8 protein-coding genes are annotated in these 12374 nt (G+C 67.2%); all 8 read right to left on the bottom strand.

What is annotated here, in order from left to right:
• A partial coding sequence (locus AC2W7C_RS06225) for a discoidin domain-containing protein (RefSeq protein ID WP_486000666.1) occupies positions 1-857 on the bottom strand: 857 nt, incomplete at its 3' end.
• Between the two features lie 169 nt (positions 858-1026).
• Positions 1027-1842 (bottom strand): carbohydrate ABC transporter permease, encoded by an 816-nt coding sequence (locus tag AC2W7C_RS06220; RefSeq protein WP_486000665.1) that lies wholly within the window; start codon positions 1840-1842, stop codon positions 1027-1029.
• Between the two features lie 43 nt (positions 1843-1885).
• On the bottom strand, positions 1886-2737 hold the full coding sequence (locus tag AC2W7C_RS06215; RefSeq protein WP_486000664.1) for a carbohydrate ABC transporter permease: 852 nt from the start codon (positions 2735-2737) through the stop codon (positions 1886-1888).
• A 168-nt stretch (positions 2738-2905) separates the two neighbouring features.
• Positions 2906-4156 carry a sugar ABC transporter substrate-binding protein gene (locus tag AC2W7C_RS06210; RefSeq protein ID WP_486000663.1) on the bottom strand — a complete coding sequence of 417 codons (1251 nt, stop codon included), beginning with the start codon at positions 4154-4156 and terminating at the stop codon, positions 2906-2908.
• A complete protein-coding gene (locus AC2W7C_RS06205) occupies positions 4153-5568 on the bottom strand; it encodes a glucoamylase family protein (protein WP_486000662.1) in 1416 nt (471 codons plus the stop codon). Before AC2W7C_RS06205 ends, AC2W7C_RS06210 begins: the two co-directional genes overlap by 4 nt.
• 110 nt (positions 5569-5678) lie before the next feature.
• The gene (locus tag AC2W7C_RS06200) at positions 5679-8723 is read right to left on the bottom strand and encodes a TonB-dependent receptor (protein ID WP_486000661.1); all 3045 of its coding nucleotides are present in this window, start codon (positions 8721-8723) and stop codon (positions 5679-5681) included.
• Between the two features lie 130 nt (positions 8724-8853).
• Complete coding sequence (locus AC2W7C_RS06195) at positions 8854-11880, bottom strand: TonB-dependent receptor (RefSeq protein WP_486000660.1); 3027 nt, start codon at positions 11878-11880, stop codon at positions 8854-8856.
• Positions 11880-12374, bottom strand: a 495-nt coding sequence (locus AC2W7C_RS06190; RefSeq protein WP_486000659.1) for a LacI family DNA-binding transcriptional regulator, incomplete at its 5' end; no start/stop codon positions are given. The genes AC2W7C_RS06190 and AC2W7C_RS06195, both read right to left, overlap by 1 nt.

Here is a 12374-nt window from a genome sequence, read left to right as displayed (position 1 = left end):
CAGCCAGCGGGCCGAGGCCTCGGCGTCCGCAGCCAGTCGACGCCGCCGTTTCCGTCCGTCACCGCCGCCAGCTCGCGCCAGTCGCGCCCGTCAGAGGAGCCCATCAGCCGGTATCGCGACGCCGCCATCCGGTCCGCCCAGCGCAGGGTCACGCCGCCGAACTCGCGCTCATAGCCCAGGTCCAGGGCCAGGCTCTGCGCGCCCGCGGAGGCCGTGCGCCAGAAGGTCAGCGGGTCGTCGTCCACCGCGCGGGCGGCCGTGTTCAGCCCATCTTCCGAACTGGCGGAGGCGAGCGGACGCGGCGGGACCGACGGCTCGGGCGGCAGCTCGCGAAGCTCCAGCTGGTCGACCTCGATCCAGCCCTTGCCGCCCTGCCCCGCCGTGATCACGAACTCGATGCGCGCCGCGCCGCGGAAGGTGCGGTCAGCCTCGGGCCCCCAGGCCCAGACGATCTGGCGCTTCTTGACGACGTAGCGGGTCCATTCGCCGCTGGCCTGGAAGCGCTGGATCTGCCGCCAGTGGACGTTGTCGCCCGAGGCGTCGACGAATTTGATCTCGAGCGTGTTGGGCAGCATCTCGCCACGCAGCCAGAAGCTGATCTCGTAGTTGTCGGGAACCCGCAGGTCGATCGCCCGCGCCGCGAAGGCGTAGCCGGACCGGCCGTTGAAATCGTAGTCCAGCCGCATCGCCCGGCCGTCATGGCCGGCGACGGCGGTGACCTCGGACGACACATCGGTCGAAGCGTCGGCCGACCAGGGCGCCAGGGTCTCGAAGCCGTCCAGGACGCGCGTGGACTGGGCCTGGGCGGGAAGCGCGAGGGCCAGGGCGGCGATCAGAAACAGCGAACGGACGAACATACGCGACTCCATACGTTCCTCCCCTTCAGGGGAGGGGGACCATGCGCAGCCCTTGGGCGAAGCATGGTGGAGGGGCGCCAGCCCCGGATACCGGTGAAGCGGATAGACCCTCCACCGCCTTCGGCGGTCCCCCTCCCCCGTTGGGGGAGGAACGCAGGACCGGCCCGCCCTATCCCTTCACGCTCCCGGCCAGCATGCCGCGGATGTAGTAGCGTTGCAGGGCCAGGAAGAGCGCGAGCACCGGGGCGACCGTGATCGTGGCGCCGGCCATCATCATCTCGATGTCCTGCACGTGCTCGCGCGACAGCGCCGCCAGCGCCACCGGCAGGGTGTAGTTGGACTGGTCGGTCAGGATGATCAGGGGCCACAGGAAGTCGTTCCAGCTGCCCAGGAAGACGAACAGCGCCAGGGTGACGATGATCGGCTGCAACGTCGGCAACACCACCTTGCGGAAGATCTGACCCTCCGAGGCGCCGTCGATGCGCGCCGCCTCCAGCATCTCGTCGGGGATCGACAGCGAATACTGCCGCACCAGGAACAGGCCGAAGATCGAGGCCAGCCACGGCACCAGGGCCCCGGCGTAGGTGTTGACCAGCCCCATGCCCTTCAGCATCAGGAACAGCGGCAAGGTGCCGATCTGGGCCGGCACCACCAGGGCGGCGACCAGCAGCTGGAAGATCCGCTCGCGCCCCTTGAAGCGCAGCTTGGCGAAGGCGTAGCCGGCCGGCACGGTGAACAGCAGCGCCAGCCCCGTCGCCAGGGTCGCCAGGGCGACGCTGTTCCAGAGGTAGCGCCCCATCCCCTGGGTCACGAACAGGTCGCGATAGTGCTGCAGCGTCCATTTGGTCGGCAGCAGCGGCGGCGGGAAGCTGGCGGCCTCGCCGGTCGACATGAAGCTGACCGAGACCATCCAGGCCAGCGGGAACAGGACCAGCAGGGCAATGACCGCCGTCGCCAGGTTCAGCAGGATCGTCCGGAGCCTCATTCGTAGGCCCCCACCCGCCGGGCGGCCGCCAGTTGCACCAGCGTCACCGCCAGGATGCAGACGAACAGCACGAAGGCCACGGCGCTGGCGGAGCCCAGGTTCCACCATTGAAGCCCTCTTCGTACATGAAGTAGAGCACCGTCACCGTGGACTGGGCCGGCCCGCCCTGGGTCATCACATAGGGCTCGGCGAACAGCTGGAAGAAGCCGGCCACCGAGATGATCGAGACCAGGAGCAGCGTCGGCGCGATCGCCGGCAGGGTCACGTTCAGGAAGGACTTCCAGGGCCCGGCCCCGTCAATGCGCGCGGCCTCGTACAGGTCGTCCGGCACGGTCTGGAGAACCGCCAGGAAGATCAGCATGTTGTAGCCGAAGATCTTCCACACCACGAACATCAGGATGGCGGGGATCGAGGTCTTGGGGTCACCCAGCCAGTCGACCGGCGGCAGGCCGATCGAACCGATCCCCCAGTTGATGACGCCATACCGGGTGTGCAGCAGATAGTTCCACAGCACCGCCGTGGCGACCAGGGTGGTGACATAGGGGGCGAAGAACATCACCCGCCAGATCGGCCGCCACTTGATGACGCGCGCGTTCAGGATCACGGCCGCTCCGAGAGAGGCGCCGATCGCCAGCGGCACGCCCAGCAGGGCGAACAGGCCGGTGTTGCGCATCGCCCCCCAGAACAGCGGGTTGGTCAGCAGCCGCTCGTAGTTCTGCAGGCCCACGAACCGGACGTTGCGGATGTCGGCCAGGGCGTAGATGTCGAAATCGGTCAGGCTCAGCAGCAGGGCCGCGAACACCGGCACGACGAAGAAGACCGCGATGGCGATCAGCGCCGGGGCGACGAAGCCCCAGGCGGCGCGCTCGCGCTTGCCAACCGTGGAGGCGCTCATGCCATCCACCCGCTCATCCCGGCGAATGCCGGGACCCAGCTGCCTTGGCGCGGACTCACGAGCTCGATCTGGGCCTTCAGCGGCCATCGTCGAGTCATGTGATCTGGGTCCCGGCATTCGCCGGGATGAGCGGCAGAACAGAACATCACCGCGCCCTCCCCTGCTCGATCATCCAGCGGCGCTTCTCCAGCAGCCGGTCGGCGCGCGGTCGATCTCGGCCGCCGCCGTCTCGGGCGTGAACTGGCCGCGCACCAGGCGCTCCGCCACGATCTGCATCTCAGTGACGATCCGCTCCCACTCGGGCACCTTGGGCACGGCCTTTGCTCGCGAAAGCTGACCCTTGAAGGCGGCGATGTAGGGGTCGTTGGCCACCGACGGCGTCGCCCAGGCGCTCTGGCGCGCCGGCAGGTCGCCGGTGATGACGTTGAACCGGGCCTGGACCCCGGGGTCGGACAGATAGCGCACCAGCTTCCAGGCCGCCTCCTGGTGCGGGGAGCTGCGGTAGACCACCAGCGACGACCCGCCGGGCGCCGAGGCGCCGGGACCGTTCGGTCCGGGCACGCCCGAGGTCATCCAGCGGGTTCCGGGCTTCAGCCGGCTCTTGAAGTCGCCCACCGTCCAAGGGCCCGAGAAGTAGAAGCTGAACCAGCCCCGTTCGAACTCCGTCCAGACATTCGAGATCTGCGCGGCCGAGGCCACGGGGGCCAGGCCCTCGTCGAACAGGCTCTTGTAGAAGGCCAGGGCCGCGATGAACGACGGGCTGGAGAAGTTGCCGCGTGTGTCCTGATCTTTCAGCAGCGGCTCGTCGCCCTGGAGACCGAAGGTCAGCAGTTGCTCGAACTCGTTGACCGGCAGCAGCACCGCGTACTTGTCGGGCCCGACGATCCGCTTGACCGCATGCATCGCCGCCTTCCAGCCGGCCCAGGTCTGGGGCACGGCGTCGTAGCCGGCCTGCTCCAGCAGGTCCGAGCGGTAGTAGATCAGCCGGGTGTCGACGTACCAGGGCGTCGCCACCGCCCGCCCGCCGATCCGGTTGGTTTCGAGCACGGCGGGGAACTGGTCGGTCAGCAGGTCGGCGGCGAAATCGGGCGTCGGGCTGATCGCGCCGATGGCCGCCATCTCGGACACCCAGGTGTTGCCGACCTGGCTGAGGTCGGGCAGCGACGACCCGGCGTAGGCGGTCAGCAGCTTGGAATGCGCCGCCGTCCACGGCAGGGCCTGCACATCGACCTTGATCCCGGGATTCAGCCGCTCGAACTCCGGCAGGATCTGCGGGACGTTGGTCGCCTCATTGCCCATGGCCCAGAAGCGCAGGCGGGTGACCCCCGCCTCGCGCCGTCCGCATCCCGCCAGCCCGGACGCCGCCGCCCCCGCCATCAGGCCGAGCGCCGCGCGCCGGTCGGGCCGGATCAGGCTCATACGCGATCCAGCCAGCCGCCGGTGAAGCCGGCCCGCTTCAGGCCCCGGATCACATTGGGCTCGGCCCGCATGCGCTTCCACACGATGTCCGAACGGTGGTTCTCGATCTGGATGACGATCGGCCCCTGGTCGAGGCCCAGATAGTCGCCGTCGACCCAGCCCACGCCGGGGACGATCCGGCCGTGCTGAAGCCGGCCCTGCCGCTCGGTCAGCGTCGGGTTGAAGGAATCCAGGAAGCCGAACTCGGTGTAGATGCCGGCGCCGTATCGGGCCTTCATCGCCTTCAGGCAGGCCGTGACCTCGGCGGGGGCGAAGGGGAAGCAGCCCAGGGACGCCGTCGGCGCGATCGTGCCGTCGTCACGCTCACCAGGGCCGCGCGCCGAATAGCTGAAGAACTCGCGTTCGCGCCCATTGATGACCTGTTTGAAGTCGCCGGGCCCGTCGCAGGCGATCAGGCCCCACACATCCGCCGAATAGCCGGCCCAACCCATCGGGTTGTCGACGGCGTATTTCCGGTGCACCTCGACCGCGCGGACGCTGTTCTGGAAATAGTCGAAGCCGGGCATCTCGGCCTGTTTGGACCGCATGAAGGCGTCGTGCACGCCGCGGAAGTCCACGTACATGTGGCTGTACTGATGCCCCAACATCGGGCCGAAGTGCAGGTAGGTGGGACCCCAGCGGTCGGTCCAACTGCGATCGTAGACGCTGCACCATTCGTCCCAGACGGCGGCGGGGACCGGGTGGGTCGGGCTGCCGATGGCCAGCAGCAGCACCAGCATGCCTTCGTTGTAGACGTTCCAGTCCGCCTCGATGAAGCCGCTCTCGGGGTGCCAGCCCATCGTGATGCGGTTGGGCCGGACCACGGCCCAGTCCCACTCAACCCGCTCGTAGACGGCCTGGGCCAGACGGCGAATCTCGGCCTCGTCAGCGTGGTCGCCGTCGAACCATTGAGCTGCGAACAGCATGCCGCCGAGCAGCAGGGTGGTGTCGACCGTCGAGAGCTCGACCTGACCGAAGCGGTGTCCGGTCTCCATGTCCAGGAAGTGGTAGAAGAAGCCCTTGTAGCCGGCCATGCCGGTCGCATCCGGGCCCTGGGGCGCGTCATGGAAGAAACGGATGGTGGTCAGGGTGCGCTCGCGCGCCTCCTCGCGGGTCATCCAGCCGCGCTCCACGCCGATGGGCCAGCAGGTCAGGGCGAAGCCGACCGCGGCCACCGAGCTGAACGACGGCGTCGGCCAGCGGTCCGGCGTCAGGCCGTTCGCGCGATTGGTCACATGGACGAACCAGTCGAAGGTCCGCCGCTGCAGTTCCTCGACGTCCGGATCCAGGGCCGCGCCCATCGACGGACCCGCCAGCGGAACGCCCGCGCATCCGGCCGCCGCCAGCGCCGCGCCGACGAAGGTGGAGCCCATCAGAAAACGCCTGCGATCCATGTGGTCCATCCTCATACTCTTACTCACTCAGGTCAAAAAAATCGGCCGCCTCCGTTGGGGATCGGAGCGGCCGCAGGCTCAGGAGACGATCACCAGCGGTAGCGCAGACCGACCTGGAAACTGCGAGTCGGCAGGGATTGCGAGGTCGGCGTGCCAAACGTTGGGTTCAGCGGGAACCCCGCGGTGTTGTTCTGGTAGGTCTGATTGAAGCCGTTGTAGTTGGCGTAGTTGAACACGTTGATCGCGTCGAAGGTGAACTCGACGACATCCCCGCCCCAGACCTCGAACTCGCGCGTCAGGCGCAGGTCGACCTGACGATAGGCCCAGGCGTTGGGGATGATGAAGTCGTACTTCTGCGGGTAGAATTCGAACCACATCGGCTTGCCGACCGCACTGGGCCGCGACCCGGTGAACGGCTTGCCCGACGCGAGAGTGATCAGGGTGGACAGCCGGAATTCCCATGGCAGGTCCACCGTGCCCGACATCACCAGGCGGTGACGGTCGGTGCCCGGCGAGTTGAACGTCGGCGTCTGCGCGATGGAGGCGTAGTCGAAGTCGAAGTTCGACAGGCCCTGGTCTCGGCTGCCGTTCTGGGTCGCCTCGGCGTAGGTGTAGGCGATGTTGAAACCGTAGCCGGCGTCCGAGTTGTAGGGCTTGTCGATCGTCAGATAGATCGCCTGGTATTCCCGCTCGCGATTGTGGTCGGAATAGAAGGCGTTGCGGAACGGGAAGGCCACGCCGGTCAACGGATCGATCACGCCGGGCAAGGGCACGACCACCGAGTTGGCGGCGTTGACGTTCAGGCGATACCAGCCGAACTCGTTCTCGGTCTTGGCGTACGAGAAGGTCAGCGCCGTCTGGATCTCGCCGAACTTCTGGCGAAGGCCGAGGTTGAACTGATCCGTGTGCGGCATCTCGGCGTCGTTCCGCACCAGGAAGACTTCGCCCGTGCCGACGGTCCCGGCCAGCAGGGTGTCCAGGCCCTCGCGCGTGGCGTAGATCGGGTTCCAGGCGACGGTGTCGTTCAGACCGCCGTAGGTCCCCCCCGCCGGCGAGAAGTTGATCGTCTTGGTCCGATTGAACGGGCCGTTGCGCTCCGAGAAGGCGAAGTTGAAGCCGATCCGGTCGTAGTAGCGGCCGGCGCCGCCGAACAGCACCGTCTGCTCGTCGCCGAAGATGTCGTACGAGAAGCCGATCCGCGGCTGGATCGCGCCGGTGAAGGCGTCGCGGCCGTTCGTCGTCATGTAGTTCGACAGGTCGACCGTCGAGGCATAGGCCGGGTGCGCGGCCAGCGCCGTGATGAAGCGGCGCACGATGTCCGGCGTGCGGTAGTCGTTATTGACGGCGTTGTCCTCGTAGTCCCAGCGGATGCCGAGGTTCACCTCCAGCTTGTCGGTGACCTGCCAGTCGTCCTGCAGGTAGATGCCGAAGACATTGTTCTCGGCCACGGTCGGATCGACCGGCAGCGCCAGCTCCACACGGGTCGGAATGGTGCGGCTGCCCAGGATCTCGGGCCGTGCGTCGACGTCGTAGGTGAAGACCGGGTTCCGGTTGAACTGCTTGGCGACGTAGTACTCCTGCATGGAGTACTTCACGCCCGCCTTGATCGTGTGGCGGCCCATCCATTCGACCTCGTTGAACGTCAGATCGTTCTTGAAGGTCAGGCTTTCCTGCTGGATGTCCTGATTGTTCTGTCCGCCGCCGGTCGTGAAGATGGTGGCTTCGGTGTTGTTGTAGTTGAACTGGAAGCCCAACGGCGCGGGGCAAGCGATCGTCGGCGCACGATCATCTGGGCAGTTGTCGCGGTAGACCACGTAGCGCTGGCCCGGCAGGTCGAAGTTCAGCGCGCGCGGGTTGTAGGTCGAGCTGAAGTAGTCGATCGACGCCTCGTTGAAGAAGCCGTCGCCGTAGAACTGGTGCTTCAGGACGATCGAGCGGACGTCTGTGTTGATCTGGTTGGCGCGATCCGCCGAGGTCGTGCCGCCGAAATCCCGGATGTCGAACTCTGACCGGTAGGTGCCGCTCAGTTCCAGGCGCTGCCGGTCGTCGATCTGCCAGGACAGCTTGCCGAACAGCAGGTCTTCCTCGAAGGGCGCGGTGAAGGTGCCCAGTTGGTCCTCGAACAAGGGCGTGTATTCCAGCCGGCTCAGGTTGACCGAGCGATCGCGGGTCTCCTCCTTGCGCTCATAGGCGAGGAAGTAGTGCAGCCGGTCCTCGATGATCGGGCCGCCGATGGAGCCGCCGTACTGCAGGCGGTCGAGACGCGGCTTGGGCTGGTTGGCCGGCGTGAACTCGTTCCGCCCGATCCAGTCGCCGTCCTGCCACTGCACGAACAGGTCCCCGTGCAGGTCGTTGGTGCCCGAGCGCGAGACCGAGGTGATGATCGCCGACGAGGCCTGTTCATACTCCGCCTTGAAGTTCTGGGTCAGCACCCGGAACTCCTGGATGGCGGCCTGCGGGAAGGGGTTGCCGCGGCTGTCGTCCTGGCCGGCCACGCCGCCGTCAATGATGGTGGCCTTCTGGTTCTGGCCGTCGATGAAGACGTTGATCGCGGTCGAGGGCTGGCCGCCCGCCGAAATGGTGCGCTCCGTATCGCCTTCCTGCACGACCACGCCCGGCGCCAGGGCGGCGAAGTTCAGGAAGTTGCGGCTGATCTGCGGCAGGTCGTTGATCTGCTGCTGGGTGACGTTGGTCGCCACTTCCGAGGTGCGGACCTCGAAGATGCGGCGGCCGCGCACCACGACCTCGCCCAACTCGGTCGCGCTCGGGTCATTGGAACCGGTTACATTCGAGGCCACGTCGAAGTCCAGGGTCGCGACCTGGCCCAGCACGACGGTGACCGTGTCCTCGGCGGTCTGACCGTCGGCGGTGGTCACCGCGACCCGGTAAGAGCCCGGGCGCAGACCCGGCAGCACATAGACGCCGTTGGCGCCGATCCGCGCCCGCGTGGTGTAGCCCGAGGCGGTGTCGGTGGCGACGACGGAGCCGCCGGTCTCCGGGGCGGCGCCTTCGTAGATCGTGCCGCGCAGCGTCGCGCTGCTGACCTGGGCGGCGGCGCCCCCGGCGCAGGCCAGAGACAAGGTGACGGCGAGCGCGGACGCCGCGCTCAGATAGGTTCGTTTGGTCTTGGTCACTGAATCCCCCGACTTCAAAGAGACGATTGATGATTATTCCCTGTCCGCCCCCTCTAGGCGTGACGGCAGGCGTTCGTCGGCGGGCGCCGAGGGCGCGCCCGAGGCTGGAGCCCAGGCGCGCCCGCGGGGCCTACCAGCTGTAGCGCAGCCCGACCTGGAAGCTCCGCGTGGGCAGGTACTGCCCGAACGCGCGGCGTCCGAAGGCGGGATTGTTGAAGTCCCCCTCGAAGCTCGAATAGTTCTTGAAGTTGAACACGTTGATGGCGTCGAAAATGATCTCGACACGATCGCCGTAGGGCACGTCGAAGGCCTTCGACAGCCGCAGGTCCAGCTGACGGAAGGCCCAGGCGTCCGGGATGATGAAGTCATGCTTCGGCGGCCGGCCGGCGTTCCAGCAGATGTTCGGGTTCACCGCGTCGGGGCAGTTGGACACGTTGAACGGCAGGCCCGAACCCAGGGTCAGGATGCCCGACAGGCGGAAGTCCATGGGCAGGCCCACGATCCCGGTCGCGACGATGCGGTGACGCTCGTCCTGGGCGGTGGGGAAGGTCGGCGACAGGCCCGGGGTGTTGTAGTCGAAGTCGAAGCCGGCCAGACCCCCGTCGCGGCTGCCGTTCCGCTTGGCGTCCGAGAGCGTGTAGGCGAACGTCATGCCCCAGTTGCTCTCGGTGTCGAACGGCTTATCGACCGTCAGGTACAGGGCCTTGAACTCCTGCTCGGCGTCGTTGTTGCCGAAGAAGATCAGGTTGCGGAACTGCGAGAAGCCCACCGAGGTCGGCGTCGGGCCCGAGAAACGATCGCCCGTCTCTGAACCGGCGTTGGCGATGTACCAGGCGAACAGGTTCTCGGTCTTGCCGTAGGCCAGAGTCACCGCGGTCTGGAAGTCGCCGAACTTCTGGCGGACGCCGAAGTTGAACTGGTCGGTGACCGGCGGCTCCATGTCGTTGTTCAGCAGGAACACCTCGCCCGCCCCCGGCGCGGCGGCCAGCAGCGGGTCCAGCCCGGCCGGCGTCAGATAGATCGGATCCCAGGCGATGGTCTGGTTGCCGCCGGCGGGTCCGCCCGTGCGCGAGAAGTAGATGGTCTTGTTGAACTGGAACGGCTTGAACCGCTCGTCGAACGCGAAGTTGAAGCCGACGCGGTCGTAGTAGCGACCGGCGCCGCCGAAGATCACCGTCTGCTCGTCGCCGAAGACGTCGTAGCTGAAGCCGATCCGCGGCTGCCAGGCGCCGGTGAAGGCGTCGCGCCCGTCAGTGATGTAGTCCTGATAGTTGAAGTAGGATGGGAAGTCGTAACCCGGCAGGTTCTGGATCGCCGCCAGCATGTCGCGGATCGACTGCGGCGTGCGATAGTCGTTGTTGACCGCGTTGTCCTCGTAGTCCCAGCGCAGGCCGATGTTCAGTTCCAGCTTGTCGGTGATCTGCCAGTCGTCCTGAACGTACAGGCCGACCACGTTGTTATCGACGTCGGCCGGCTCCACCGCCACGCCCAGGTCGACCTGGACCGGTATGTCCCGGCTGCCGTTGATCTCCGGACGGGCGTCGATGTCGTAGGTGAACTGCGGATTCCGCCCGAACTCCTTCTCGACGTACATGTTCTGCATCGAGAACTTCAGGCCCATCTTCAGGGTGTGGAGCCCGTGCCACTCGATGTCGCTGAACGTCAGGTCGTTGCGGAACGTCCAGTTGCGCTGGCGGATGTTCTGGTTGTTGGAGCCGCCGCCGGCCGAGAACACCGTCGCCTCGCGGTTGCCGTTGGCGTACTGGAAGCCCGCCGGCGCCGGGCAGGCGGCGGTGGGCGGATCGCCGTCGGGGCAGTTGTCGCGGAAGATCACGTACTGGCGGCCGTAATCCTCGAAATTCAGCGAGGTCGGGTTGTACGTGTACTCGAAGAAGTCGACTGAGGCCTCGTTCAGGAAGTTGTCGCCCTGGTACTGGTGCCGGATGTTCAGGGACTTGGTCTCGGCGTTGATCTCGTCGGCGCGCGAGAAGGCGTTGGTGCCGCCGCCAAAGCGCACGTCGGACTCAGTCCGGTAGGTGGCGCTGACGTCCAGCCGCTGGCGGTCGTCGATCGACCAGCTCAGCTTGCCGAAGAACAGGTCCTCCTCGAACGGGGTCGAGAAGGCCCCGAGTTCGCTGGCGAACAGGGGTTCATAGGTCGAGCGGTTGACGGTGACGACGCTGGCGCGCGTCTCGTCCTTGCGCTCATAGGTGCCGAAGAAGTGCAGACGGTCGCGGATGATCGGCCCCCCGATCGACAGACCGTACTGCAGCCGTTCCAGTTCAGGCTGCTCTAGGCCGCGGTCTTTCGATATCTGGTCCTGCGCGATCCAGTCCTGGTTCTGGTAGCTGACGAAGATGTCGCCGGTGAATTCGTTGGTGCCTGACCGGGTCACCGAGGTGATGATCGACGACGAGGCTTGCTCGTACTCGGCCTTGAAGTTCTGGCTGATGACCCGGAATTCCTGGACCGCCGCCTGCGGGAAGGGGTTGCCGCGGCTGTCGTCCTGACCGGCCACGCCGCCGTCGATGATGGTCGACTTCTGGTTCTGGCCGTCGATGAAGACGTTGATCGCCTGCGCGCCCTGGCCGCCGGCCGAGATGGTCCGCTCTGTCTCGCCCTCCGTCACGCGCACGCCGGGGGCCAGCGCCGCGAAGTTCAGGAAGTTGCGGTTGATCTGGGGCAGGTTGTTGATCTGCGTCTGGCTGACGTTGGTCGCGACCTCCGGGGTGCGGACCTCGAACACCCGGCGGCCGGTGACGACCACCTCGCCCAGTTCGGTGGCGCCTTCGGCGTCCGCCGTGGTCGCGGCCGGAGCGACGTCCAGATCCAGGGTCGCCACCTGGCCCAGCGCCAGGGTCACCGTGTCCTGGGCCGTCTGGCCGTCGGCCGTCGTCACGGTGATCCGGTACGAGCCCGGCCGCAGGCCCGGGATCACATAGTTGCCGTCGGCGCCGATGCGGCCGCGGGAGACGTAGCCGGTGGCGGTCTCGGTCACGGTCACCGACCCGCCGGCCTCCGGCGTCTCGCCTTCGTAGATCGTTCCCCGCAGGGTGGAGGTCGCGACCTGCGCCGTCGCCGCGCCCGCGGCGCCAAGTGCGATCGCCATGGCCAGCGCCGAGGCGGCGCCGAGATAGGCTCTGGTCTTGCCCGTCATCACAGTTTCTCCCCTTCAAGAGACAGTGTTGGAACGCCCCTTTGCGCCTCTCCGGACAGGCCGGAGGCGCTTTGGGCGGGTTGGGTCGAAGCTCGCACCACCAGCTCCGGCCGCACGACCTCGCACGCGACGTCGCCGGCCGAGCCGATGAGCTTCACCAGCCGGACCAGGGCGTTGCGCCCGGTCTCGGCGATCTGGATCTTCAAGGTGGTCAGGCCCGGGCGCACCAGGCCGGCCAGCGGAATGTCGTCGAAGCCCACCAGGGCCACGTCCTCAGGCACCCTCAGGCCCGCTTCCTGCAGCGCCAGCATGGCGCCGACGGCCATGTTGTCGTTCGCGGCGAACACCGCGTCCGGCGGCTCGGCCAGGGCCGCCAGGGCCTCGCCGGCCGCATGCCCCGAGGCCTTGGTGAACATCCCGTCCACGACCCGGGTCGGCAGGCCTGCGGCGGCCATCGCCTCCATGTAGCCGGCCATCCGGGCCTCGGCGTCCAG

This window comes from Brevundimonas sp. CURTG3B2_SDJG, assembly GCF_057364705.1.
The sequence above is the reverse complement of the archived record's forward strand: the minus strand, read 5'-3'. Positions and strand labels throughout refer to the sequence as shown.